Source organism: Streptomyces sp. NBRC 110611, from assembly GCF_001590865.1.
GTDB lineage: Bacteria > Actinomycetota > Actinomycetes > Streptomycetales > Streptomycetaceae > Streptomyces.
The window spans coordinates 213,098-237,650 of the sequence record NZ_BBUY01000008.1; the positions used below are offsets into that span (position 1 = coordinate 213,098).

Sequence of the window (24,553 nt, forward strand, 5' to 3'; positions counted from 1 at the left end):
CGATCAACGATCGGTGAACGTCCGCTGTACGGGCCCGGCGTTGACTCTTCTCGCCCGCCCGCCTGCCTGTCCGGCTCTTCCCGCCTCTTCTCTCTCTGCCTCTGCGGCTCGGCAGAGCACGTCGCCGTCTACGGCGTCTGCGGGTTTTCCCCTAAGGGTTCGAAGGCCCCCTTGCTGCCGTCATTCCCCGGTCTGGTGCGGTCCATACCTCGGGCCCGGCGCGTTCTGGGCGGCCCGTTCTGGGCTCTGCCCAGTTCCTGTTTGCCGCTCCTCCTCTCCCCCCCCTTCTCCCCCTTCCCTTCCTCCCCTGTGCCTGTCCGTGTGTGCCTGCTTTGTTCGTGTGCCTGTAATGAGAGGTGTGGTAGCTGTGTCGATGTCCGCAACGCCGAGGAACTCGCCGTCGTCGGGCACATTCCCGTATGCGGAAGGCCGTTGGGCGTTGGCTGCGGCTGCCGGTGGCGCGTTCTGTGTTCAGTTGGACTCCTTCGCGCTGAATCCGGCGATACCTGCGCTCCGCGCCGATCTGCACGGTTCGGCGGCCGTCACTCCCTGGGTGGTGAGCGGGTACCTCCTCGCCACCGGCTCCCTGATGCCCGTCGCGGGGCGGCTCGGTGACCTCTACGGAAGGCGTCGGATGCTGACCCTGGGGCTGGCGCTGTTCGCCGCCACCGCCGCCCTGTGCGCGCTCGCCCCGTCACTGCCGCTCCTGGTCGCGGCGCGGACGCTGCAGGGCGCGGGCGGCGCGCTGATCATGCCCGCCGGGCTGGCCCTGCTGACCAACGTCTGCCCACCGGAGCATGCCCCCCGCACGACAGGCCGGGCCCTTGGCCTGGCCGGACTCGGCACCGTCTGCGGCCCGGTCCTCGGCGGCGCGCTCGCCGACAGCGTTTCCTGGCGAGCAGTGTTCTGGCTGACGGTCCCGCTCGCCGCGGCCGCCGCGTACTGCGCCCGACGGGCGCCGGAGTCCCGTGATCCGGATGCCGCCGGCCACCCCCTCGACGTCACCGGTGCGGTGACCGCGACGGGAGCACTGGCGTGCCTGGCCCACTGGCTGGAGCACCCCGCGGCCTGGGGCTGGGCTGCCGCCGCGTCGGCGCTCGGCACGCTCTTCGTACGGACCGAGCGCCGCTCCCCCGCCCCGCTGGTGGACCTCGCCCTCTTCCGTAACCGCCCCTACGTGACCCTGACCGCGGCGGGCGCGGTCGCCAACTCCGCGACCGTGGCGCTGTTATACGTGGTCCCGCTCCAGCTTCAGCAGAGCCGGGGCTGGTCGGTGCTGGACGCGGGGGTGGCCTTCCTCGCACCGGCCGCGGCACTGGCCGTCGGCGGACCGCTGGCGGGTCGGGTGCGGCCTGCGGCGGCGGTGCCGGTGATGGTGCTCGGCCTGACCGTCGCCGCGGGCGCGCTGTGGGCGACCGGACGCCCCGATACGGGTGCCCCGGGCCTGCTCGCGTACGGGACAGTGGCCGCGGCGGCCCTGGGCGTGGCCGGCGGGCTCGCACTCACCTGCACACAGGCGGCCGTACGGCGGGAACGTGCGGGTGAGGCGTCCGGCGTGACCAAGGCGGTGATGACGGCGACGGCGGGAGTCGGTCTGACCCTCGTCGGGAGGGGGAGGGAGGGTGCCGGCACCGGTACGGGCTCCGGCATCGGTACGGGCTCCGGCCCATCCCTGGCTCTTCCTGCCGCCGCCTGCCTGGCGGCCGTTGTCGCCCTCATCGTGGCGATTGCATGCGCCCGTCTGCTGCCCCGGGTTCTGACGGGGGTTCTGACATGGGTTTGGCTTCTTCTCTCCCGGCTGTCCCGTGTGTTGCGTCTGTCGCGGCGCCGTAGGTAGCCGGGTCGGGGCCGGCCACGAGCAGGCAGGAGGCCGGACCGGATGGCAGGCGCCACGGCATGGCGTCAGGGCTCAGCCCGCTCCCGCTGCCACCCCCTCATAGCCGCCGAGCACATCGCACACGTCGCCGAACCCGTGTGCCTCCAGGAGTGCCGCCGCGATCACCGAGCGGTTCCCGCTGCGGCAGTAGAGGACGACCGGACGGGCCGGGTCCAGTTCGCCCATGCGGTCGGGGAGGACGGCCAGCGGGATGCTGCGGGCACCGGGGAGGGCACCCGCCTGGTACTCGGCGGGGTTGCGGACGTCGATCAACTGGCCGCCCTCGACCGGCAGTTCGGTGTGGTGGATGCGGCGGCTGCGGCGTACCGGCGTCTGCGCGTCGGCCAGCACCGCGGCCGGGTCCGCGAGGTGGCCGATGACGTGGTCGTATCCGATGCGGGCGAGGCGGACGCGCGCTTCGCGCTCGGCGCCCGGGGCGGCGAGCAGCACGATCGGGGTGCCCGGGGCGACCACGGTGCCGGCGTACTCCGCGAACCGGGTGTCCAGGCTCGTATGGAGCGAACCCGCCAGGTGGACCTGGGTGTAGGAGGTCAGCGGCCGGCAGTCGAGGAGGACCGCGCCCTGCTGGTCTCGGGCCGCGAGCGCCTCCTCCAGGGTGAGGGCGGCCGGCGGCCCGGCATCCAGGAGGGGATGGCCGTCCCGGTTGAGGGCCGCGTCGTGGGCGAAGTATCCGGGAGTGGCGGGCTGCCCGGCCGTGACCAGACGGACGAAATCGGCCTCCGGCATGGGCTGCAGGGCGTAATTGAGGCGGCGCTGGTCGCCGATGGTGGAACTGGTCTCGGTGGAGAGGCTGCGGCCGCAGGCCGAGCCGGCGCCGTGTGCGGGAAACACCCGGGTCGCGTCCGGGAGAACCATGAGTTTGGTGTGCAGGGAGCGGTGCAGGCGTGCGGCCATCTCCTCCGGGGAGTGCCCGGCCGCGGAGAGCAGGTCGGGCCGGCCGACATCCCCCACGAAGAGGGTGTCACCGGTGAGCACACCGAACGGCACGTCGTCGTCGGGGTGTTCCTGGATGACCAGGCAGATGGATTCCATGGTGTGCCCCGGGGTGGCGAGGACCGTGAGGGTGACCCCCTCGCCGTCCCCCTCTCCCAGGTGGATGCGCTCGCCATCGCGTAACCGCCGGATGGGGAAGCCGGTTTCGGCTGCCTCCCCGAAGGCGATGGCGGCGCCGGTGGCACGCGCGATTTCAAGGTGGCCGGAGAGGAAGTCGGCGTGGATGTGCGTCTCGATGACGAGTTCGATGCGCAGCCCTGCGGCCTCCGCGTCCTGCAGGTAGTCGTCTGTGTCACGGCGCGGGTCGACGAGGACGGCGCGTCCGGTGGTCTGATCGCCGATCAGGTACGACGCCTGGGAGAGGCAGTCGAGGTAGTACTGAGCGAAGTGCACGGTCGGCCTCCGGGGGAGGGATGGGGCAGCGGGCACCGAACGCGGCGATTCGGGTCCGCTTCGCGATGCGTACGGGTGTGCGTTGTGCGGATGCGCGGATGTACGTACATTAAGGAGCCGGGTCGGCGGACGACAAGCCGGGTACCCCTGTCGGCCCACCCAAAACCCCCTTTTGACCGCACATCAGGTGAAGTGAATCTCGCACGCGGCCGGGCCGCCGCCTAGGGCCGAACGGCCCATGAGAGAAGCCCGGGACGTGTCCGAGACAAGCAGCAGCCACCGGAGGAACCCCACCATGACGACCGAGCCGCCGGACGGCGCGCACGCCCCGCGCCCCCTCGACCGGCGCTCGCCGCTCCCCCTGTGGGCGCAGCTCTTCAACGATCTGCGCCGCCGGATGGAAGCCGGCGCGTTCACCGAGGAGTTCCCGGCCGAGCACCGGCTCACCGGCGAGTACGAGGTCAGCCGGCACACCGTCCGCGAGGCGCTGCGCAAGCTGCGCGCCGACGGCCTGGTGATCGCCGAACGCGGCCGCGCCAGCCGCCTGGACACCCGTCGCATACAGCAGCCGCTCGGCTCGCTCTACAGCCTCTTCCGCGAACTCGAAGGCCAGGGAGTGGAGCAGCGCAGCGAGGTACTACGGCTGGAGCGGACCGCCGACGGGACGGCGGCGGGGCATCTGGGACTGGTGCCGGACGCCCCACTGGTCGTACTGGAGCGGCTGCGGCTCGCGGACGGCGAACCACTCGCCCACGACACCGCCTATCTCCCCGCCGAGATCGCCGAACCTCTGCTGGCGGCGGACTTCGGACGCACCTCGCTCTACGGCGAACTGTCGCGGCGCTGCGGGGTGAAGGTGACCGGCGGATGTGAGCGGATCCAGCCGTTCCTGCCGGATATCCGGCAGGCGTGGCTGCTGGGGCTGGCCGACCGGGAACCGGCGTTCGCCATCGAGCGGCTGGGCCGGGCCGGGGAACGGCCGGTGGAGTGGCGCGAGACGGTGGTACGCGGTGACCGCTTCACCTTTGTCGCGGAGTGGTCCGACAGCAGCCGGGCGGTCGCCCTCGCGCCACGTGCCTCGGCCCCGGAATCAACCCAGGCCCCGAGCCGGACCACCGGCCAGGCCTCCAGCCAGGCAACCGGCCAGGCCCCGGCCCCGGCCCCGATACCGTTCTCGTAACGTGTCCGTCCTTTTGGCCGTCACCGCGCTGCCGTGCGGACTGCTGATCGGTCTGTTGCTGGGCGCTCTCGGCGGCGGCGGTTCGGTGCTGGCGATGCCCGCGCTGGTCTATCTGCTGGACCAGACGCCGCACGAGGCGACCGCGGGTGCCCTGGTCGTCGTCGCGGTCGGCGCGGCCTCCGGGCTCCTCGGCCACGCCCGCGGGGGCCGGGTCCGCTGGGCCGCCGGCACGGCCTTCGGCGCACTGGGCACGGCCGGCAGCTACCTCGGCACCCGTTGCAGCACGGCATTGGCGCCCGGTGTCCTGCTGACCGCATTCTCCGGGCTGATGCTCGTGGTGGCGGCGATGCTCCTGATACGTACGGAACGTGAGCGACGGGCGACCGGCACCGGGGAAAGCGAAGGGGAAGGGGAAGGCAGAAGAGCCGGGCCCGGGAGCTCGACAGGCGGGAGCTCGGCAGCCGGGCGCCCGCTACGGGGAGCCCGGACTCGCCTGTTCCCCGGCCGTCCCCTCCGGATAGCCGCCACCGCCTCCGCCGTGGGACTGCTCACCGGCTTCTTCGGGGTCGGCGGCGGGTTCGTGGTCGTACCGGCACTCACCCTCGTCCTCGGTCTGGAGATGCCGGTCGCCATCGGCACCTCGCTGCTCGTCATCGTCGTCAACTCCCTCACCGCGCTGGCCACCCGGGCCGGGACCGGGGCCCTGGACTGGCCGCTGCTGGCCGGCTTCGCCGCCTGCGCGGCGCTCGGCAGTCACCTCGGCAACCGCCTCACCACCCGCCTGCGTCCCCGGACCCTGACCACCGCCTTCGCCTCACTGCTCACCGTCCTCGCCGTCACCATGGCGGCCAGCGCGCTACCCCGCCTCTGAAACCCGAGGCCCCGCCGCTGAAGCCCGAGCCTGTCAACCGCCCCGACCCTGACGACAACACCAACCATCAACCGCCAACCACCCACCACCCACTCAGGAGGAATCCCCCATGTCCCCCACCCACCACCAGATCGTCATCGTCGGCGGCGGCACCGCGGGCATCACCGTCGCCGCCCGTTTACGGCGGGCCGGCGTCCGGGACATCGCGCTGCTGGAGCCCTCCGAAACGCACTGGTACCAGCCGCTGTGGACACTGGTCGGAGGCGGCCAGGCCCCGCTACGGGCTTCCCTGCGCACCGAGGCGGAGGTCATACCGCCCGGCGTGCGCTGGCTGCGCGAGCGCGCCACCGCCGTCGACCCCACCGCCCGCACGGTCACCACCGCCTCCGGCCGGGTCCTCTCCTACGGGCGGCTGGTCCTCGCCCCCGGACTGCAACTCGACTGGGACGGCGTACCGGGCCTGGCCACCGCGCTCGGACACGGCGGTGTGAGCAGCAACTACCGGCCCGATCTCGCGCCGCTCACCTGGGATCTGATCCGGCGCATGCGCCGCGGCACAGCGGTCTTCACCATGCCGTCCGGACCGGTGAAGTGCGGCGGCGCCCCGCAGAAGATCGCCTATCTGGCGGCCGACCACTGGCGCAAGCGCGGTGTCCTGGACGCGATCCGCATCATCCTGGTGATCCCGGAACCGACACTGTTCAAGGTGCCGGTGTTCGCCCGGACGCTGGAGGAGGCGGCCCGGCGCTACGGCATCGAGGTGCGGCTCAGCTCCGAGATGACCAGCCTGGACGGCGCGGCCCGCGAGGCGGTGATCACCGATCACGCGACGGGTACGGCCGAGACGGTCCGGTACGACCTGCTGCACGCCGTACCGCCGCAGCGCGCTCCCGAGTGGCTGGCCAACGGCCCGCTCGCCGACCCCGGCTCCCCCCACGGGTACGTCCGGACGGACCGCCGGACCCTCCAGCACCCCGACCACCCCGAGGTGTTCGTCCTCGGCGACGTGGCCAGCCTCCCCACCTCCAAGACCGGCGCCGCCATCCGCAAACAGGCCCCGGTCGTGGTCGGCAACCTCCTCGCCGGGCTGCGCGGCCGCCCCGCCACCGCCCACTACGACGGCTACACCTCCTGCCCCTTGGTCACCGCCCGCCACAAAATGCTCCTCGCCGAATTCGACTACGACCTCCGGCCCACTCCCTCCATCCCCTTCATCGACACCACCCGCGAACGCACCGATATGTGGTTCCTCAAGCGCTACGGCCTGCCGCAGCTCTACTTCAAGGGGATGCTCAAGGGACTGGCCTGATGTCTACGCGTCGGCCAGGCGGACGTCCGCCACCACGCACGTCACGTTGTCCGGCGCGCCCGCCTCGTACGCCAGCGCGATGAGGTTCTCCACGGCCTGGTCAGGGGTGGCGGCAGTGGTCAGTACGTCCTGGAGGGTCTCCGGTGGGACGACGCCCGTCAGGCCGTCGGTGCACAGGAGGTAGCGCTCTCCGGGGCGGGCCTGGAGGAGCTGGAGGTCCGGGGTGAAGTCGGTCGTGCCGTCGAGGGCACGCAGGAGCAGGGCGCGCTGGGGGTGGGTGGGGGCCTCCTCGGGGGTGAGCCGGCCCTCGTCGATGAGGGACTGGACGAGGCTGTGGTCGTGGGTGATGCGGAAGAGGCCGGAATCGCGGAGGACGTAGGCGCGGGAGTCGCCGATGTGCAGGAGCGCGAGACGGGATCCGGCGCGGAGGAGGGCGGTGAGGGTGCTGCCCGTGGTCATCTCGTCGGCCGAAGGGGCCACGGGTGCCGAGGAGGCGGAGTGGTGGGCCCGCCGGGCCGCCTCCTCCAGGGCCAGGAGGGGGTCGGCGGAGGTGAGGGCCGCCTCCTCCAGGGGCGTGAGTGCGTCGATGGCGGCGGCCGCGGCCAGGGCGCCGCCGGGGCCGTAACCGTCGGCGACGGCCAGCAGCCGGCGGCCCGCGTGGGCGGCGTCCTGGTTGGCCGGACGGACCAGGCCCCGGTCGGTCCGGGCCGCGTAGTGCAGGGTCAAGGGGGCGGGTGTGGCGGTCATGGCGTTCTCCTCGTCCTTTCGCTGAAGCTGGTCGACGAGGAAGGCGGCCAGGTCGCGGCGGGCGGCCGTGTCGGCCTCCACCTGCGCCCAGTACGCGGCGACCGCCTCGGCCGCCGCGAACGGCGTCAGCTCGCACACCTCACGGATGCGGGCGAGCGGCATACCGAGCCGGCGCAGCCAGGCGACCAGCCGGGCTCGCTCCAGCTGAGCCGGCGCGTAGTGGCGGTAGCCGTTGACCGGGTCGACATGGGCCGGCGGCAGCAGACCGAGTTCGTCGTAGAGGCGCAGGGCCTTCGGCGAGAGCCGGGAGGCACGTGCGAACGCCCCGATGGTGAGGAGCTCCGCTGCTTCGGCCCTCCGCCTCATGTCCCCGCCCCCGCTCTTTCCGCCCGTTCCGCTGTTGCCGCTCTTGCCGCTCGTTCCACCGTCTTCCTCGTGCCGGGCGTCAGGACCGCCCGGCACGACCGATCGTGGGGCTTCCCCCAAGGACAAGGTCAACGGGGAACGGGGAACGGGGAACGGTCACAAGGTCAGCGGGAACGGTCAGGGCCGGCCAGCTGGTTGAGGGCCGCTGCCGTCAGGGCCTCCACCCCCATGGTCAGGGTCGGCCGGACCACCGGCACGAACTGCGGGGAGTGGTTGGAGGGGATGTCCTGGGCCAGGCGGCCGGCGGCCAGCGCGGTATGGAAGGCGTCGGGGTCCCAGCCGCCCAGCCACCAGTAGTAGAGGGGCGCTCCGGCGGCGGTCGCCAGGAGGCCGGCGTCCTCGCTGCCGGTGGCCGGCTCGTACGCGAACAGGCGCGGTTCGCCGAAGAACCGGGTGAACTCCGCGTTGACCTGCCGCAGGGTGTCATCGTCGTTGACGGTGACGGGGAAGGAGTCGAGGACGTCCGTCTCGGGGGCACGGTCGGCGCCGGAGGCGGTGGCCTCGGCGCGGGCGATGCGGTCGATCGCGGCGAGTACGGCGGTGCGGACGGTCTCGTCGAAGGTACGGATGCTCAGCCGTACGACGGCCCGGTCGGGGATGACATTGGCGCTGTCCCCGGCGTGGAAGGAGCCGACGGTGACCACCACCCGGTCCTTGGGTGCGACCTCGCGGGCCACGACGGACTGCACCCGCTGCACGAAGGACGCCGCCATGAGGATCGGGTCGACGGTGGTCTCGGGGCGCGAGCCATGGCCGCCGCTGCCGTGGAAGGTGATCTTCAGGCTGTCGGCGGCCGCCATGCAGGCGCGCGGGCAGTACGCGATCAGCCCGGCGCCGAACGGGGCGACGTGCTGGGCCAGCACCACATCGGGCGTGGGGACCAGGTCCTTGCTGTAGAGGCCGGCGTCGAGCATGGCGCGGGCTCCGCTGCCGGCCTCCTCGGCGGGCTGGAAGAGGGCGATCAGCGTGCCGGACCAGCGGTCGCGCGCGGCGGCGAGCAGCTCGGCGGCGCCCAGCAGGCAGGTGACGTGGACGTCGTGGCCGCAGGCGTGCATCCGGCCGGGGACCGTGGAGGCGTAGTCCAGGCCGGATTCCTCGGTGACCGGTAGTGCGTCCATGTCGGCGCGCAGCAGGACCGTCGGGCCCGGGCCGTTGCGGAGTACGCCGACGACGCCGGTGCGGGCGATGCCGGTGGTGACCTCGTATCCGTACTCGGTCAGCCGGCGGGCGGCCTCGGCGGCGGTACGGGTCTCCTGGAAGCCGAGTTCGGGGTGGCGGTGCAGGTCCTTGTAGAGGGCCACGAGGTCGTCGAGGCGGCGGTCGTCGAGCGGGGCGAGGACGGTGGCGACGTCCGCCGAAACGTCTCCGTCCGGCGTGCCCGCCGTGCCCGCCGCGCCTCCGGTACGTGTCGAGCCTGCCGCGCCCGCCGTACCTGCCGCGCCTACCGCGTCTGCCGTCGTGCCTGCCGAGTCGGCCTTCCCGTTCTTGTCACTGTCACTGTCGCTCATCTGCGCATTCGACCATGAAGCACCCGTCGGCATCGAACGCCCCGGCCCCTATTGGCCACTCTGTTCGCCACTGTGTTGGCCACCCCCGCCGGCCCCCCTGCGGGAGACCGGCGCCACCTGGGCGCGCCGGAGCCGCTCTCTCCGTAACGCCCGTCCCGCTGGCCGGACTTGTCGGTTGCCCTCCTCAATCATCGTGACACCGGAGCCCGCGGCTGCAACCGTGGATCACCCGCCTGCGACCGGGAGCAGCAGGCCCAAGTACACGACCGGAGGCTGACGTTGGCCACCTCACCCCACCGTCCGACCGGCGATCCCCAGGACATCACGGCGCACCTGGTGGACCAGGCGCTGGGGCATGTCTTCGCCGCCGCCTTGCGCACCGCCGCCCATTACCGCATCGCCGACCACCTCTCCGAGGGCCCGCGCACCGTCGAGCAGCTGGCCATCGCCACCGATACCCACGCCCCGCAGCTACGCCGTGTGCTGCGCTACCTCGCCACCCGCGGCATCTTCCGGGAGGACACCACCGGCGCCTACCAGCTGACACCGGCCGCCCAGCCGCTCCGTACCGATGTTCCCGATTCGCTGCACTCCGCCGTGCTGATGATGACCGACGAGCTGTTCCTGCGGACCTCGGCCGCCATGCCCGAGGCCGTACGGCACGACGGGGCGTCCTTCGAGCGGATCTTCGGGGCGCCCCTCTTCGAGCACCTGCTGACGGACCCGGCCGCCCGGCGGCTCTTCGACGACGGGATGGCGTCGCTGTCCGCGCCGGCGGACGAGGCGGTGGCGACCGTGTACCCGTTCCCCGAGACCGGCACGGTCGTGGACGTCGGCGGCGGCCGCGGCGGGCTGCTGCGCGCCGCCCTGCGCCGCCACCCGCAGCTGACCGGGGTGCTCTTCGACCAGGCGCCGCCGCTGGCCCATCACCTCCTGGACGGCGACGAGCTGAAGGGCCGCTGGCGCGCCCAGGAGGGCGACTTCTTCACGTCCGTACCGGAGGGCGGCGATGTCTACGTCCTCAAGCACGTCCTGCACGACTGGCCGGATGACGCCTGCCGGCGCATTCTGCGGACCTGCCGGGCGGCGATGGCGGCCGGCAGACGGCTGCTGGTCATCGAATCGGTACTGCCTCCGGGGAACGCCCCGCACTTCGGCAAGACCATGGACGTGGCGATGATGGCGGTGGTGGACGGGCGGGAGCGCACCGCGGACGAGTTCGCGACGCTGCTGTCGGCGGGCGGGTTCCGGCTGACGCGGGTGCTGCCGACCGCCGCCTGTCCCTCCATCGTCGAGGCCGTCGCCGAGTAGCCACCGACCTCCGACCACCAGTCGCCGAATAACTACCGGCCACCGACCTCGACCACCAACCGGCCACCGGCTGGCCACCCCGACGGACCACACCCCACGGCCACCCGGTCGGCGGGCGGCCCGACACGACACGCCGCACCCGGCTCCCCTCATGCGCGGCACCACCGGCCCGCGCTCTACTGAGCTCTACTGGTCCGGCCGCCCAGGCCGCCCCGGCCGACGAGAGGAGCCGCCGTGCCGGTCCTCATGCAGGCCCGCCGACGCGACGAGCAGCACCGCGCCGCCACCCCGCTGGAGCTCTTCTTCGACCTGTGCTTCGTCGTGGCGGTCGCCCAGGCCGGCCGCCAGCTGGCACACGCGCTGGCCGAGGGCCACTGGGGGCACGGCATCCCCGGCTACCTGATGGTTTTTTTCGCCGTGTGGTGGGCCTGGATGAACTTCAGTTGGTTCGCGTCGGCGTACGACACCGATGACTGGCTCTACCGGGTGGTGACGCTGGTCCAGATCGCCGGGGTGCTGATCCTGGCCGCCGGCGTGCCGCGGGCGTTCGAGCACAGCGACTTCGGCGTCGTCTGGTTCGGCTATCTGGTGATGCGGCTGGCGCTGGTCTCCCAGTGGCTGAGGGCCGCCCACGGCAGCCGGGGGGCCGAGCGGCGCACCGCGCTGCGTTACGCCTTGGGAGTGACGGTGTGCCAGGCCGGCTGGCTGGGTCTGCTGCTCCTGCCCGAGACCGTGCTGACCTGGGTGTTCCTGGTGGTGGGGGTGGCGGAGCTGTCCGTTCCGGCGCTGGCCGAACGGCAGCGCCAGACGGCGTGGCATCCACATCACATCGCCGAGCGCTACGGCCTGTTCACCATCATCGTGCTCGGCGAGACGATCGCGGCGGCCACCGTGGCGGTGCAGTCGGCGCTGGACGACAACGACGAGCTGGGCACCCTGCTGCCGATCGCGGCCGGCGGGCTGCTGCTGGTGTTCGCCGCGTACTGGATCTACTTCGCGGTGCCGATCCACCTCCACCTGCGCTCGAACCGTCAGGCGTTCCTGTGGGGCTACGGCCACTACCTGGTGTTCGGCTCGGCGGCCGCGATCGGCGCGGGTATCGAGATCGCCGTGGAGCAGGCGTCCGGCAAGGCACATCTGACGGTGTACGAGGCGGCGGCCTGCGTGACCGTGCCGGGTGCGCTGTTCATGTTCACGGTGTGGCTGATCCACTCCCGGCACCGGAAGCGGGGGGCGGCCCAGCAGCTGGTGCTGCCGGTGTCGTCGGTGCTGATCCTGGCGTGCACCGCCGCCGGCCGGTGGGCGGTCCTCTCGGCCGGTCTGGTGGCGGCCGCCACGGTGGCGGCCGGCGTCACTCTCACGGCCCGTCAGGGCCCCGCGCCGGCGGAGTAACGGACGGTGGAGGCCGCGCCTCCGCACGTCCCCCGGATCCCCCCCCCGCACGCCCCCGGACGTCCTCCACGCCTCCCCTCCGACGCCTGTGGCATACGGCCCACACCGTCCCCCACAGGCGTGTCGAACAGCCGTACTGCCACGGATGCCGCCCTGATCCCGGATCAGATTCAGCCATCTTCCGCATCGGCCGAAAAAGGCCCGTCACCAGCACAGCCGCGCCCGGAGCCACTCCCCATTCCCCGCCAATTACCCACCAATGGACGCTGCTTATCCGAGCTTCGTGCTCCTGTTCCCCACGGTTCACCTTGGCCACCGGAGGCGCGCTGACGCAGACGCGGTAGGGTGCAGATTGCCCTTTTTATGACAGGGAACTCCCCTGCAAGGAACTCCCCTGCAAGAAGTTCCCGCGCCAGAGAGGTCCCTGGCAGGCACCAGAGATTTCCCTGGCAGGGGGTCTCCCCCGGGAAGCCCCTGAGGCCGACCACCGTCCGTACCTGAGGAGACGCCAGCCATGGCCCGCCACGCTCAGTCCTCCCGCACGCGGACGAGACTGTCCCGGCGCAGCAAGGCCGTGGGAGGTCTCGCCCTCTCCACACTCGTCGGTACCGCCCTGTGGGCGTGGCCGGCGTCGGGTGACGATCACGAAAACCTGGCCGACGCCAAGAGCACCACGTCCCGGACCGCTTCCGGCCCGGACACGCCACGTGATCCCGCCGTCGCCGCGAAATCCGCCCCGAACGCCACACCGAACGGCACGATTCCCGGTCTGAGCGACGCCACCCGCAAGCGGATACCGGCCAACGCCCGGCAGGTGCTCGTCGTCACCGGCCAGGACATGGACTCCTTCCAGTCCCGGGTCGTCCTGTACACCCGTAAGGACGGCTCGCACGCCTGGGAGGCCGGCCCCACCTGGTCGGCGCACAACGCCGCGCACGGCTGGACCGACGACCACCACTACGGCGACCTGCGCTCCCCCATCGGCGTCTACACCCTCACCGACGCCGGCGGCCGGCTGTCCGCCCCCGACGGCACCAAGCTCCCGTACGACCGCAACGACCGGTTCGTCGCGGACGGCACCGGCGTGGAGGGCGAGCCGCTGGCCGGCGCCTTCGACTACGTCATCGCCATCAACTACAACCGGGAAGAGGGCACCTCCCCCCTGGACCCGCAGCGCCCCCTGGGCGACGCCAAGGGCGGCGGGGTCTGGCTGCACGTCGACCACGACGGCCCCACGCAGGGCTGTGTGAGCCTCAAGCCCAAGGCCATGCGGGAGCTCCTGCGCACCCTCGACCCCAGCCTGCACCCGGTTGTCGTGATGGGACCGACCCATCACTGACGGGCCGGCGCTCTCCACCACTGACGGGCCGGCGCTCCCCACGGGGCCCCGGGACGCGCTGACCGACGTCCCCGGCCTCCGGGTCGGCCATGCCCGGCGGACCGGCGACGGCGCGCTGACCGGCACCACCGTCGTGCTCGCCCCCGAGGGCGGCGCCGTCGCGGCCGTCGATATACGGGGCGGTGGCCCCGGCACCCGGGAGACCGACGCGCTGGACCCGCGCAACCTCGTCCCCCGCGTCGAAGCCGTGGTGCTGACCGGCGGCAGCGCGTTCGGCCTCGATGCCGCGTCCGGTGTCGTCGGCTGGCTGGAGGACCACGGGCGCGGCTTCCGGGTGGGGCCCGGCCCCGCGCAGGTCGTGCCCGTCGTCCCGGCCGCCGCCCTCTTCGACCTGGGCCGCGGGGGCGACTGGCGGGCCCGCCCGGACGCCGCGCTGGGCCGTGCCGCGGCCGAAGCGGCGGCGGCCACCGGCCCCGGCGCCCCGGTCGCCGAGGGCAACACGGGCGCCGGCACCGGAGCGGTGGCCGGCGGCATCAAGGGCGGTATCGGCACCGCGAGTACGGTCCTCCCCGACGGCACCACCGTCGCCGCTCTCGCGGCCGTCAACGCCGCGGGCTCGTTCGCCGACCCCCGTACCGGCGCCCTCTACGGCCGCTGGTTCGAAGGCCGCCCCGTCTCCCTCCCGCCCCCGGACGTCCACGCCGCGGCGGTACGCCGGCTCGCCGCGGCCAGGGAGGCCTCGCGGGCCCGCTCGGCCGCCACCGCGCACCCACCGCTCAACACCACCCTCGCGGTGGTCGCCACCGACGCCGCCCTCACCCGCGCCCAGGCCCGCAAGCTCGCCGGCACCGCCCACGACGGCCTGGCCCGCGCCATACGGCCGGTCCATCTCCTCTCCGACGGCGACACGGTCTTCGCCCTGTCCACCGCCACCCGCCCGCTCGCCTCCGGCGCGTCCGGACCCTCCGAAGAGGCTCTCGCCGAGCCCGTATTCGGGGTGCACGCGGAGGCCGCCGCCCTGAACGGCATCCTGGCCGCCGGTGCCGACACCCTGACCCGCGCCGTGGTACGGGCCGCCCTGGCGGCGGAGACGGTGGACGGACCGGGCGGCGTCTTTCCGTCCTACCGGGAGCTGTACGGCGAGTCGTAGGGCGCTTCCGACGGACCTCCTGACGGATCTCCGTGCCCCGACGCCACGGGGCCTGACGGCCGCCCTCAGACCCCCATCGCCCCGAGCGCCGATCCGGCCGCGAAGGTGACCGCCATGGCCAGCGCCCCGCCGCCCATGTTCCGCAGCACCGCCGGCCGCTCCGGCGCGGCACCCAGCCGGGCGCTGGCCCAGCCGCACAGCGCCAGCGCACCGAGCACCGCGGCCGCCGTGATCCACAGCCGGTGCCCGGCGGGCAGCAGCACGATCGCCAGCAGCGGCAGCAGTGCGCCGGCCGTGAAGGCCAGGAAGCTGGCGCCGGCCGCGTGCCAGGGCTGGGTGAGTTCATCGGGATTGATGCCCAGCTCGACCTCGGCGTGGGCGCGCAGGGCGTCATGCCGGGTCAGCTGCTCGGCGACCTCCCGGGCGAGCTGCGGCTCCAGGCCCTTGCCGGCCAACAACTCGGTGAGCTCGGTGAGTTCCGCCTGCGGTTCGGTGGCCAGCTCCCGCTTCTCCTTGGCCAGCGCGGCCCGTTCCGCATCGCGCTGGGTGGAGACCGATACGTACTCACCGGCCGCCATCGACATCGACCCGGCCAGCAGTCCGGCCAGACCCGCCGTCAGCAAGGTGCCACGGTCGCCGGTCGCGCCGGCGACCCCGACGACCAGGCCGGCGGTGGAGACGATGCCGTCGTTGGCGCCGAGGACCGCGGCCCGCAGCCAGTTGAGCCGGCTGCCGAGCGCGCCGCCGTGTGCCTCGTCGTGGTCCGGTGTCCGCGCAGTCACGGCCAGAGCGTCTCATCCCGGCCGGTCACGGACCTCCCGACGCGACCGTGACGTGAGCGTTCCCCCGTCCGACGCCCACGCCCCGCCCCGGTGTGGCCGGTGGTAGAAACAGCCATATGCCCGCACCGCCCCCGTCCCCGTCCCCCTCCCCGTCCCAGCCTTCGCCGCAGCCCCCGCCCACTCTCGTCCGGCGGGCGCCCCGCGGACCCGCACCGCGCCGTCGGCTGTGGTGGCACCGGCTGATCTTCGGGCTCTGGTACCGGCCGGTGGACGTCATGGACGAGGCGCGGGACCGCAGTGCGTGGAGCGCGGCCGTACTGCTCTCCTTGATCAGCGGCGGCGTCGGCGTGGTCTCGGCGGACGCCTTCCACACCCAGTGGGCGGTCGACCACGGCGCGGCCCTGCAGCTCGTCGGACTGGCCGAGGCAGGGGTGCTCGCCGCCAGCCTCGCGCTGGGTGCGGTCACCCATGCGATAGCCCGCACGCTGGGCGGCAACGGCCGCTTCGCGCCGACCGCGAGCCTGTTCATCGTGCTCTTCTGGGTGACGGACCTGCCGCGGCTGGCGATCGCCGCCTGGCTGCCGACGGACGCCACCTTCGTACAGGCCGCGACCTGGACGACCTGGGGGTTCGGTTACGTCCTCGCGGTGCTGCTCATACGGGGCCAGCACCACCTGTCGACAGTGAAGTCCGCGGCGACGGTGTCGGTGCAGATGCTGGCCGCACTGGCGCTGCTGAAGCTGGGCCCGATGCGCTGAGTGCACTGCGAACGGGTACGACCGGGTGCGACCGGGTGCGACCGGGGTGCGGCGGGGCACCGGCGCGGGTGGTGTGGCGTCAGCTCGGCTGGTCAGCTCCGGCTGGTCAGCTGCCGCACGAGGCCCTCGAACGCCTCCCGTTCCTCGGCCGTCAGCTGTACACACTCCGCCGGCGGCCCGGCCGGGCCGGTCTGCCGTGGCACCGTGCCGAGCAGCTCCGGTACTGCGGGCACTTCCTCCGGGCCGCGCCCCCGCTCCGTGTAGCGGGCCCGCATCTCCCGTCGGTCCCGCCGCATGGCCGTCTCGTATCGCCCGTATCGCAGCAGTCTGACGAGTACGACGGCCCAGACAACGGCCACCGTGAGAAGTACGCCGAGGCCGATCTGCTGCAGAATCGATACAGAGGGGAGCATGCGGTCCTCCCGGAGGGATGAGGCGCTGGGCTGAAGCCAGTAGACACCACACTTCAGGCCCGGCAACAGAGGATTCTGGGACTAAAGTCCTGAAGTGACGCATCTCCTATGACATTTCCCCTCATTTCCGATGTGAACACCTCCGAACACCGCGCGGCTGTGCCACAAGAGCCACCCGAGGCCGCTCCCCAAGAGGCCAACAGGGCGGGGTATGCCCGGCCCTGTTGGCCGGTGCGGACGCTTCCGCCGGCGAAGGCGTCCTTTGACGATGTCGGCACACCGCCCGCGACATGAGGAGACACACGTGCCGCAGCCACACCCCGGTCCCCAACCTCAGCCACAGCCCACCGCCCTGGACGGCGTTCTCGTCGCCGACTTCAGCCGGGTACTGGCCGGCCCGCTGGCCGCCGCGACGCTCGCCGACCTGGGCGCCGAGGTCATCAAGGTGGAGCGGCCGGGCACCGGCGACGACACCCGCGCCTGGGGCCCGCCGTTCGCCGCGGAGGGGACCGCCGCGTACTTCGACGCCGCCAACCGCTCCAAGCGCGGCCTGGCCCTGGACCTCGGCGACCCGGACGACGCGGCCGCGGCCCGCGAGTTGGCTCGCCGGGCCGATGTCCTGATCGAGAACTTCCGCCCCGGCTCACTGGCCAAGTACGGCCTGGACCCCACCGCCACCCGCGCCGCCAACCCGGGCCTGGTGCACTGCACCATCACCGGCTTCGGCTCCGGCCCGGGCGCCCGGCTGCCCGGTTACGACTTCGTCGTGCAGGCCGTCGGAGGGCTGATGAGCATCACCGGCGAACCGGGCGGCACCCCGCTCAAGGCAGGGGTCGCGCTGGTGGACGTGCTGACCGCGAAGGACGCCACGACCGGCATCCTCGCCGCGCTGCGGCACCGCGACCGCACCGGCCGGGGCCAGCTCGTGGAGGTGAACCTGCTCTCGTCCCTACTGGGTTCACTGGTCAACCAGGCGTCCGGGCACCTGGCCACCGGCCGGGACCCGGGCCCGATGGGCAACCGCCACCCGAGCATCGCCCCGTACGAGACACTGGCCTGCCGGGACGGGCAGCTGCTCGCGGTGGCGGTGGGCAACGACCGCCAATTCCGGATGCTGACCGAGACGCTGGGGGCGCCGGAACTTGCGTCGGATGCCCGGTTCGCCCGGAATCAGGACCGGGTGAGGAACCGTACGGACCTGATAAAGGCACTGGAGGAGCTGCTGGCCGCCGACACCCCGGGGCGCTGGGCGGAGCGGCTGACCGCCGCCTCCGTCCCGTGCGGCCCGGTCAATACCCTCTCCGAGGCACTGAAGCTGGCCGAACGACTCGGGCTCGACCCCGTGGCACTCGTCGGCGAGGGCCGGATCCCACAGGTCGCCAGCCCGCTCCGGCTCTCGGGGACACCGGTGCGCCCGCCCTCGGCGCCACCCCGCCTGGACGAGGACGGCGCCCTGCTGCGAACCTGGCTGTCGGGACCGGCCAACCACCCCCTGCCGCCGCGAATGTGACGTTCGTCACAACGCAACCCCGGCCGCAACCAAACTCGCCCGCTCGCGCTGTTTACCAGCACGGAATCAGACAACGAACCACACAACACCCCCGTATGGAGCAGCTCGTGACATCGCCGGACAACTCCGTGGCCGCTCGGTCCCGCACCCCGCACCAGCTCCTCCAGGCGGCCGGGCAGCAGGCTCCGGGCGCGCCGCGCCGTGCCCGACGGGCGCGCCGGACGCTGACCGTGACCGCCCTGTTCGCGGCGGGTGCGCTGGCGCTGTCCGCCTGCGGCGGCGACGCGTCGGCCGGTGGCGCCGACGACGGCAAGAACGGCCAGGCCGGTGCGGACGCCGCGGCCAAGAAGGACGCCTCGGAAGCGAAGATCACGGTCTCCGCCAAGAACGGCGCCACCGACGCCAGCATCAATGACACCGGTGTGAAAGTCACCGGCGGCAAGTTGACCGACGTCAAGCTCACCGTCGCCGGCACCGGCGCCGCCGTGGAAGGCGCCATATCTGCCGACGGCACGTCCTGGAAGCCCGGCGCCCAGCTGGAGCGCGGCACCAAGTACAAGGTCGTGGCGAACGCCAAGGACGCCAAGGGGCGCGCGGCCACCGAGAACGTCACCTTCACGACGGTCTCCTCGGCGAACAGCTTCATCGGGACGTACACCCCGGACAACGGCGCGAAGGTCGGCGTCGGCATGCCGGTGTCCTTCAACTTCGACAAGTCCATCACCAACAAGAAGGACGTCCAGTCCCACATCACGGTGACCTCCGACGGCGGCCAGGAGATCGTCGGCCACTGGTTCGGCTCCCAGCGCCTGGACTTCCGGCCGAAGGACTACTGGAAGGCCGGCTCCAAGGTCACCATGAAGATCGACCTGGACGGGGTGAAGGGCGGCGACGGCATCACCGGCGTGCAGTCCAAGACGGTGTCCTTCACGATCGGCCGCTCGCAGGTCTCCACGGTCGACATGAAGACCCAGATGATGACGGTCGAGCGGGACGGCAAGACGTACAAGTCCATCCCGATCTCCGGCGGCAGCTCCGAGCACCCGACCTACAACGGCCAGATGGTGATCTCGGAGAAGTTCAAGCAGACCCGTATGGACGGCTCGACGGTCGGCTTCGGCGGTGAGTACGACATCAAGGACGTCCCGCACGCCATGCGGCTGTCGAACTCGGGCACCTTCATCCACGGCAACTACTGGGGCGACCCGTCGATCTTCGGCAACGCCGGCACCAGCCATGGCTGCGTCGGCCTGCGCGACAACAAGGGCGGCGGTGGCGACACCCCGGGCAAGTGGTTCTTCGACGAGACGCTCGTCGGCGATGTCGTCATAGTCAAGAACTCGCACGACAAGACCATCCAGCCGGACAACGGCCTCAACGGCTGGAACCTGTCGTGGGCGGACTGGAAGGCCGGCAGCGCGGCCTGACCCGTCCCCGTATGACGGCGCGAGCGTGAACAGGGCGGTGGCCCGGTCCCTTCCGGAAGGGACCGGGCCACCGCCCTGTTCATCGACTTACGGGTCGACGAGGCTCAGGCGGTCAGGCGGTCAGGCGGCCTCGTCGAACCCCGTGTCGCGCGCCATCCGCTTCAGCTCCAGCAGCGCATGCTTCTCGATCTGCCGGATCCGCTCACGGGTCAGGCCGTGCTGCTTGCCGACCTCGGTCAGGGTGCGCTCGCGGCCGTCCTCGATGCCGTAGCGGGCCTTGATGATCGAGGCGGTGCGGTGGTCGAGGCGGTCGATCAGATCCTCCAGCTCCTCGCTGCGCAGCAGCGTGAGCACGGACTGCTCGGGCGAGGCCGCGGAGGTGTCCTCCAGCAGATCGCCGAACTGGGTGTCGCCGTCGTCGTCCACGGACATGTTGAGGCTCACCGGGTCGCGCGCCCAGTCCAGGACGTCGGTGACGCGGGCGGGCGTGGAGCCCAGCTCGCTCGCGACCTCCTCCGGCTCCGGGTCGCGGCCGTTCTCGCGGTTGAACTCGCGCTGCACCCGGCGGATCCGGCCCAGCTCCTCGACGAGATGCACGGGCAGCCGGATCGTGCGCGACTGGTCGGCGATGGAGCGGGTGATGGCCTGGCGGATCCACCACGTCGCGTACGTGGAGAACTTGAAGCCCTTGGTGTAGTCGAACTTCTCCACCGCACGCACCAGACCGGCGTTGCCCTCCTGGATCAGGTCCAGCAGGGGCAGACCGGCACGCGGATAGCGCCGGGCGACGGCGACGACGAGCCGGAGGTTGGAGCGGATGAAGACGTCCTTGGCCTTGGCGCTCTCCGCGGCCAGCGCCTCGAGCTCCTCACGGCTGGCACCTGCGGCGTTGCCGTCGGCGACCTCGCCGTCCAGGATCTGCTGGGCGTAGACGCCCGCCTCGATGGTCTGGGACAGCTCGACCTCCTTGGCGGCGTCGAGCAGGGGCGTACGCGCGATCTCGTCGAGGTACATGCCGACCAGGTCGCGGTCGGCGATCTCCCCGCCTACGGCGCGAACACTGTTGGCCCCGTCAGAATCGCTGGTGCTTTCCTGGCGACGGGCGACGGCACGGGTTGCCATGCGTGTGCTCCCTTTGCGATGTTGGGGTCTCCCCTGCTCGAACGAAGCCGAGAGCCCGGGGAAGGTCGCGGGACGGTGGGCGGGCCGGTGGCGGCATCGATGACCGTGCGTCCACGGCGGTGCACCGACTGCGATGGCTGTGCACCCACCGTGTATCCACCGCACATCGACTGCGATGCTTGCCGAGTGGCCCGTCCGATGGAAACAACGGCTGGAATCCGGACAGAATTCCCACGCGGCTCCGATATTTTTCTGATCATGCAGTACCCTGCCCCCTCGCAGAGGAGGTCGCATGCCGGTCGAGCACGGGGAAGTGCAGGTCAGAGCGGCCGTCGAAGCAGACCTCCAGGCCCTTACGGATCTTCACCACAGCTACATCCGTGAGACCTGCATCACCTTCGACACGGAGCCCTTCACCGCCGAGCAGCGTCGCCCGTAGTTGCTCTCCCACCCAGAAGACGGTCCCCACCGCCTTCTGGTTGCCCAGCCCGCGCCCGAGCCCGGCAACGCGCCCCTCACCCCCACACACGCGCCGCGTCCGGACCCCGCCCCTGATCCAGTTGACGCGCCCGGCCCCCGGGTGTCGCCTGGATGGAAGGGCGGGGGAAGGGCAAGCGAGAGGAGCCCGCCATGGACCAGCACGCCCGCCGGCACGGCGGCAGGGCCGCCGGCTCACACGGCACGGTCGAGACCGAACACGGCGCGACGCCGGAGACCGGCGACCGGCCCCCCGAGCAGACCTCCCGCCTGGCCGCCATGGCCGGACGCGTCCCGCCGACCGTGTCCCTGCCGATCATCGCGGCGCTCGCCTTCGGCTGCTTCACGATCTTCCGCGCACACGCCGCCGGCATGAAGGGCGGCCCCGCCCTCCTCTACGGCGTGGCCGCAGCCGTGGTCACCGGCGCCCTGGGGCTCGTCGTGGTGCACTTCCAGAGGACCATGCTCACCGAGACCCGGGCGATCGCGTACGGCGCGCTCTTCGGCGCGGCGGTGGGCTGGAACTACAGCCTCGGCGGAGAGACCGTCCTCAAGTCCTCCGGCTTCGGCTTCGCCCTGGGCGCGGTCATGCTCGTCACCGCCCTCTACATCTTCCGCACGCACCGCGTCCGCGAACCCCACGGCGAACACCGCCCCCACGAGCGCCGCTTCCTCCCCCCGGGCACCCACCGAGCCCTCCCCACCCGCTGAGGCCCGCCGCGCCGCGGTGGCAGCCACACACGTCCGTCCTCACACCGTGCACCCCGATCGCGGCTCCTTGACCTCAAGCGCGATCGAGGTCCTAGCTTCGAAGGCATGACCGCCACTCCGGACACACCACCCGTCTTCACACCCACGGAACGCGCATACCTCGCCGGGCAGCCACTGGCCCGCCTGGCAACCACCGGCCCGGGCGGCGGACCGCAGGTCCGCCCCGTCGGCTTCGTCCTGAACGACGACGGCACCATCGACATCGGCGGCCCCGCACTGAGCCGCAGCCAGAAATACCGCAACGCCCAGGCCCGTCCCGAAGTCTCCCTCCTTGTGGACGACATAGCGCCGGCCGACGACCCGGTCGCACCCGGCTGGGGCCGCGGGGTGGAGATCCGCGGCCGCGCCGAACTGCTGACCCTCGACGCACCGCCGATGTACCCCGACTTCTTCAGCAACGACGTGATCCGCATCCACCCTCGCCGGATCATCAGCTGGCACCTCGAACCGGACGCTGCGCTTGGCTGACCTTCCCACGTTGTCGTCTGCGGCGCCGTACCTTCCGTTTCGCCGTGGCGCCTGCGGCGGGCGTGGGTTTGTCGGGTGCGGGTCCGCTCCTCCGGACTGCCGTCCTGCGGAGCGGCCCCTCCCGTGAGGGGGAGGAAAGACGGTGAGTGGGGGCGTACGCGAGGGGTCCACTGCGGACACGTACAGGGTTACGGTCACCCCCACCGGTCGTTTCCCACCCACGGTAGGGGGCGCACCGCAGGACGCCAGTCCGGAGGGGCGCACCCGTGACGTACAGCCCCGCGCAGCGGAAAACAGCCCGCCGCCAGGCGCCACGGCGAGAAAGCCAACAACGTGGGAGGGCAGCCAAGCGCAGCGGAACGGCGAGAAAGCCAAAAACGTGGGAAGCAGGCCAAGCGCAGCGGACCGGCCCTACGACCTTCGGTGTACGCGGCGTAGGACGGAAGCCCGTTCCGGGGCGGTATGGGGCGACCTAGCCTCGGGGGCATGAATACGGCGAGCGGAACACTCGATGAGGCCTTACAGCGCCTGCACCTCTCCGGCCCCGAATTCCAGGGCTTTCTGGCCAATCATGGCCCGATGGCGGTCGAAGCCATGGTCCGCAACGGCCAGGCCCGCACCGTCCACCGCTGGCTCGACTCGTACGAGAGCAAGCTCGAGGACGTACCGAGGGCCCGCGCACGGATCACGGACGCCAACTGGCGGGAGGCGCTGGGTGATCCCGGCCGGGTCACCGACTGGACCACGTACTTCGCCGAGCTGCTCGGCGAGCGCCCCTGGCGTGAGGTCCTGGCCGCATGGTGGCCGCGCCTGCTGCCCGGCATCGCCGGTGCCGCCACCCACACCGTCATCCGGCTGGGGCATGCCGTCCGCGGCATCCTGGAAGGGGAAGGAGGAGGGGAAGAGGCGGCGCGGGTCGCGGAGTTGGCGCATGCGCTCGGCTACTGGGCCGCCCGCCACCTGGCCCTGCCCGTCCCCGTGCACCCCGCCGGCCACGCCACCCCGGCCGAGGCGCTGGCCGCGCTCCCCCGCATCGCCCGCCGAGAGGTTTCGGTACTGCAGGGATACGGCCAACTTCCGCACACACCGGGCTGGTTGAGCGCCACCGAGGCGCTGCACGTCCCCGAGGATCCCGAGGCCGCACGCGAGGGGCTGACCGCGCTCGTACGGGCCGCCACCCTCAACTACGCCGACTACGGCCACGGGAACGCCGTCATGCTGGTGCACGCCGCCACCGCGCCGAACGCGGTCCTGCGCACGCTGCCCGCGCTCCCCCGGGAGCTGTGGGCGGGCTCCTTCGCGGCGGCCTGGGCCGCGACCTCGGCGGTCACCGCCATCTTCGCGGCCGGCACGCCGCGCCGCCCGGCTCCGGACGCCTCCGCCTCGTCGGTCACCCCTGAGGAGATCTTCGAGCGGGCGGTCGCCCACGGTGACGAGCATGTGATCAAGTTCGCGGACACCGCACTGGACGTGGCGTCGTCCGGCGACGACGAGACCCGCACCCGTGCCGTGTCGGCTGCGCTCAACGCCGTCCAGCTGATCGAGGAAGGCGCCTGAGGGCCTGCCCCCCGGAGGACACGGGCTCGACGTGGGCCCTGGCACGGGATGGCCCGGCATGATCCGCGCCATGGGCCCCGACGTGATCGCCATGAGCCCGGACATGGGCCGGAGGCGTCGAGTTTCAGCCCCTCCCGATGTCGTCAAAAGTTAAAGAGCTCTCTGAGCGGTGAGAGAGTGGATGGTATGAGCAACAAACCCGCAGCCGAGCCGCGCTGGCTCACCGACGAGGAGCAATACGCCTGGCAGTGCTACCTCCACGCCACCACGCTCCTGGAGGATCACCTCGACCGTCAGCTGCAGCGCGACGCCGGGATGCCGCATGTCTATTACGGGCTGCTCGTCCAGTTGTCCCGCGCACCACGACGCCGGATGCGGATGACCGAGCTGGCCCAGAACGCCAAGATCACCCGCTCCCGGCTCTCGCACGCGATCGCCCGCCTGGAGAAGAACGGCTGGGTCCGCCGCGAGAGCTGCCCGTCCGACAAGCGGGGGCAGAACGCGCACCTCACGGACGAGGGGATGCGGGTGCTGGAGAAGGCCGCGCCCGGACACGTCGCCGCCGTCCGGGCCGCGATCTTCGATCGGCTCTCCCCGGAGCAGGTCGGCCAACTGGCCGAGATCTGCCGAGTGATGACCGAAGGCCTGCAACCGCGCGGCGCCGACCTCCCCTGGCTCCGCTGACGGCCACGGCCGGTCTCTGAGCGGAGCCGGAAGAGGCCGGCGCCTACGGGATCAGGGTCTACGGGATC

General features: G+C 72.1%; 22 protein-coding genes. 16 read left to right on the top strand and 6 right to left on the bottom strand.

Going from position 1 to position 24,553, the window contains the following annotated elements; translation table 11 throughout:
• Positions 1–373: 373 nt before the first annotated feature.
• Entirely contained in the window at positions 374–1,837 is a 1,464-nt protein-coding gene (locus AZE13_RS19555; RefSeq protein WP_079124175.1) for an MFS transporter, read from the top strand.
• A 72-nt stretch (positions 1,838–1,909) separates the two neighbouring features.
• On the opposite strand, the gene AZE13_RS19560 is transcribed toward AZE13_RS19555, so the two are convergent.
• The gene (locus tag AZE13_RS19560) at positions 1,910–3,283 is read right to left on the bottom strand and encodes an MBL fold metallo-hydrolase (protein WP_066933222.1); all 1,374 of its coding nucleotides are present in this window, start codon (positions 3,281–3,283) and stop codon (positions 1,910–1,912) included.
• 295 nt (positions 3,284–3,578) lie between these two features.
• Here AZE13_RS19560 and AZE13_RS19565 point away from each other — a divergent pair, with 295 nt between their 5' ends.
• The 3 genes from AZE13_RS19565 (at position 3,579) to AZE13_RS19575 (ending at position 6,643) form a co-directional block, all read left to right on the top strand.
• Positions 3,579–4,463, top strand: a complete 885-nt coding sequence (locus AZE13_RS19565; RefSeq protein ID WP_258527876.1) for a GntR family transcriptional regulator — start codon at positions 3,579–3,581, stop codon at positions 4,461–4,463.
• A gap of 1 nt (position 4,464) precedes the next feature.
• Positions 4,465–5,334 (top strand): sulfite exporter TauE/SafE family protein, encoded by an 870-nt coding sequence (locus AZE13_RS19570; RefSeq protein ID WP_066933225.1) that lies wholly within the window; start codon positions 4,465–4,467, stop codon positions 5,332–5,334.
• A gap of 109 nt (positions 5,335–5,443) precedes the next feature.
• Positions 5,444–6,643, top strand: coding sequence for an FAD/NAD(P)-binding oxidoreductase (locus AZE13_RS19575; protein ID WP_066933228.1), 1,200 nt, complete (start codon positions 5,444–5,446; stop codon positions 6,641–6,643).
• Between the two features lie 3 nt (positions 6,644–6,646).
• Here AZE13_RS19575 and AZE13_RS19580 read toward each other — a convergent pair whose 3' ends face one another.
• Both AZE13_RS19580 and AZE13_RS19585 read right to left on the bottom strand, forming a co-directional pair.
• Positions 6,647–7,756: a MerR family transcriptional regulator gene (locus AZE13_RS19580; RefSeq protein WP_066933231.1), complete on the bottom strand. Its 1,110-nt coding sequence runs from the start codon at positions 7,754–7,756 to the stop codon at positions 6,647–6,649.
• Positions 7,757–7,920: 164 nt separating this feature from the next.
• Entirely contained in the window at positions 7,921–9,324 is a 1,404-nt protein-coding gene (locus AZE13_RS19585; RefSeq protein ID WP_079124157.1) for an amidohydrolase, read from the bottom strand.
• A gap of 279 nt (positions 9,325–9,603) precedes the next feature.
• Here AZE13_RS19585 and AZE13_RS19590 point away from each other — a divergent pair, with 279 nt between their 5' ends.
• The 4 genes from AZE13_RS19590 (at position 9,604) to AZE13_RS19605 (ending at position 14,516) form a co-directional block, all read left to right on the top strand.
• Positions 9,604–10,635 (top strand): methyltransferase, encoded by a 1,032-nt coding sequence (locus tag AZE13_RS19590; RefSeq protein ID WP_066933234.1) that lies wholly within the window; start codon positions 9,604–9,606, stop codon positions 10,633–10,635.
• Between the two features lie 234 nt (positions 10,636–10,869).
• On the top strand, positions 10,870–12,027 hold the full coding sequence (locus tag AZE13_RS19595; protein ID WP_066933237.1) for a low temperature requirement protein A: 1,158 nt from the start codon (positions 10,870–10,872) through the stop codon (positions 12,025–12,027).
• Between the two features lie 514 nt (positions 12,028–12,541).
• Positions 12,542–13,366 (top strand): L,D-transpeptidase family protein, encoded by an 825-nt coding sequence (locus tag AZE13_RS19600; protein ID WP_066933240.1) that lies wholly within the window; start codon positions 12,542–12,544, stop codon positions 13,364–13,366.
• Entirely contained in the window at positions 13,359–14,516 is a 1,158-nt protein-coding gene (locus AZE13_RS19605) for a P1 family peptidase (RefSeq protein WP_066933242.1), read from the top strand. Before AZE13_RS19600 ends, AZE13_RS19605 begins: the two co-directional genes overlap by 8 nt.
• Before the next feature lie 65 nt (positions 14,517–14,581).
• On the opposite strand, the gene AZE13_RS19610 is transcribed toward AZE13_RS19605, so the two are convergent.
• Positions 14,582–15,298: a VIT family protein gene (locus AZE13_RS19610; RefSeq protein WP_066933245.1), complete on the bottom strand. Its 717-nt coding sequence runs from the start codon at positions 15,296–15,298 to the stop codon at positions 14,582–14,584.
• 116 nt (positions 15,299–15,414) lie between these two features.
• On the opposite strand from AZE13_RS19610, the gene AZE13_RS19615 reads away from it, so the two are divergent.
• Positions 15,415–16,056 (top strand): Yip1 family protein, encoded by a 642-nt coding sequence (locus tag AZE13_RS19615; protein ID WP_220127584.1) that lies wholly within the window; start codon positions 15,415–15,417, stop codon positions 16,054–16,056.
• A gap of 92 nt (positions 16,057–16,148) precedes the next feature.
• On the opposite strand, the gene AZE13_RS19620 is transcribed toward AZE13_RS19615, so the two are convergent.
• Positions 16,149–16,469, bottom strand: a complete 321-nt coding sequence (locus AZE13_RS19620; protein WP_066933248.1) for a hypothetical protein — start codon at positions 16,467–16,469, stop codon at positions 16,149–16,151.
• Between the two features lie 304 nt (positions 16,470–16,773).
• Between AZE13_RS19620 and AZE13_RS19625 the strand changes: the two genes are divergently transcribed.
• Positions 16,774–17,979: a CaiB/BaiF CoA transferase family protein gene (locus AZE13_RS19625; protein ID WP_066933250.1), complete on the top strand. Its 1,206-nt coding sequence runs from the start codon at positions 16,774–16,776 to the stop codon at positions 17,977–17,979.
• 95 nt (positions 17,980–18,074) lie between these two features.
• Positions 18,075–19,406: an Ig-like domain-containing protein gene (locus AZE13_RS19630; protein WP_079124159.1), complete on the top strand. Its 1,332-nt coding sequence runs from the start codon at positions 18,075–18,077 to the stop codon at positions 19,404–19,406.
• A gap of 120 nt (positions 19,407–19,526) precedes the next feature.
• Here the strand turns inward: AZE13_RS19630 and AZE13_RS19635 are convergent, their stop codons facing one another.
• On the bottom strand, positions 19,527–20,528 hold the full coding sequence (locus tag AZE13_RS19635) for an RNA polymerase sigma factor RpoD/SigA (RefSeq protein WP_066933252.1): 1,002 nt from the start codon (positions 20,526–20,528) through the stop codon (positions 19,527–19,529).
• A gap of 292 nt (positions 20,529–20,820) precedes the next feature.
• On the opposite strand from AZE13_RS19635, the gene AZE13_RS19640 reads away from it, so the two are divergent.
• The 5 genes from AZE13_RS19640 (at position 20,821) to AZE13_RS19660 (ending at position 24,485) form a co-directional block, all read left to right on the top strand.
• Positions 20,821–20,967, top strand: a complete 147-nt coding sequence (locus AZE13_RS19640; RefSeq protein ID WP_398780173.1) for a GNAT family N-acetyltransferase — start codon at positions 20,821–20,823, stop codon at positions 20,965–20,967.
• Positions 20,968–21,158: 191 nt separating this feature from the next.
• Positions 21,159–21,716 carry a hypothetical protein gene (locus tag AZE13_RS19645; protein WP_066933255.1) on the top strand — a complete coding sequence of 186 codons (558 nt, stop codon included), beginning with the start codon at positions 21,159–21,161 and terminating at the stop codon, positions 21,714–21,716.
• A 105-nt stretch (positions 21,717–21,821) separates the two neighbouring features.
• On the top strand, positions 21,822–22,244 hold the full coding sequence (locus AZE13_RS19650; RefSeq protein ID WP_066933258.1) for a PPOX class F420-dependent oxidoreductase: 423 nt from the start codon (positions 21,822–21,824) through the stop codon (positions 22,242–22,244).
• 486 nt (positions 22,245–22,730) lie between these two features.
• Positions 22,731–23,801 carry a questin oxidase family protein gene (locus AZE13_RS19655; protein WP_066933261.1) on the top strand — a complete coding sequence of 357 codons (1,071 nt, stop codon included), beginning with the start codon at positions 22,731–22,733 and terminating at the stop codon, positions 23,799–23,801.
• Positions 23,802–23,987: 186 nt separating this feature from the next.
• Positions 23,988–24,485, top strand: coding sequence for a MarR family winged helix-turn-helix transcriptional regulator (locus tag AZE13_RS19660; protein ID WP_066933265.1), 498 nt, complete (start codon positions 23,988–23,990; stop codon positions 24,483–24,485).
• The last annotated feature ends 68 nt before the right edge of the window (positions 24,486–24,553 follow it).

Coding starts and splice junctions, on each gene's coding strand:
- AZE13_RS19555 (WP_079124175.1), top strand. CDS start 374: ATGTCCGCAACGCCGAGGAACTCGCCGTCGTCGGGCACATTCCCGTAT.
- AZE13_RS19565 (WP_258527876.1), top strand. CDS start 3,579: ATGACGACCGAGCCGCCGGACGGCGCGCACGCCCCGCGCCCCCTCGAC.
- AZE13_RS19575 (WP_066933228.1), top strand. CDS start 5,444: ATGTCCCCCACCCACCACCAGATCGTCATCGTCGGCGGCGGCACCGCG.
- AZE13_RS19580 (WP_066933231.1), bottom strand. CDS start 7,756: ATGAGGCGGAGGGCCGAAGCAGCGGAGCTCCTCACCATCGGGGCGTTC.
- AZE13_RS19585 (WP_079124157.1), bottom strand. CDS start 9,324: ATGAGCGACAGTGACAGTGACAAGAACGGGAAGGCCGACTCGGCAGGC.
- AZE13_RS19600 (WP_066933240.1), top strand. CDS start 12,542: ATGGCCCGCCACGCTCAGTCCTCCCGCACGCGGACGAGACTGTCCCGG.
- AZE13_RS19615 (WP_220127584.1), top strand. CDS start 15,415: ATGCCCGCACCGCCCCCGTCCCCGTCCCCCTCCCCGTCCCAGCCTTCG.
- AZE13_RS19620 (WP_066933248.1), bottom strand. CDS start 16,469: ATGCTCCCCTCTGTATCGATTCTGCAGCAGATCGGCCTCGGCGTACTT.
- AZE13_RS19630 (WP_079124159.1), top strand. CDS start 18,075: ATGGAGCAGCTCGTGACATCGCCGGACAACTCCGTGGCCGCTCGGTCC.
- AZE13_RS19635 (WP_066933252.1), bottom strand. CDS start 20,528: ATGGCAACCCGTGCCGTCGCCCGTCGCCAGGAAAGCACCAGCGATTCT.
- AZE13_RS19640 (WP_398780173.1), top strand. CDS start 20,821: ATGCCGGTCGAGCACGGGGAAGTGCAGGTCAGAGCGGCCGTCGAAGCA.
- AZE13_RS19645 (WP_066933255.1), top strand. CDS start 21,159: ATGGACCAGCACGCCCGCCGGCACGGCGGCAGGGCCGCCGGCTCACAC.
- AZE13_RS19650 (WP_066933258.1), top strand. CDS start 21,822: ATGACCGCCACTCCGGACACACCACCCGTCTTCACACCCACGGAACGC.
- AZE13_RS19655 (WP_066933261.1), top strand. CDS start 22,731: ATGAATACGGCGAGCGGAACACTCGATGAGGCCTTACAGCGCCTGCAC.
- AZE13_RS19660 (WP_066933265.1), top strand. CDS start 23,988: ATGAGCAACAAACCCGCAGCCGAGCCGCGCTGGCTCACCGACGAGGAG.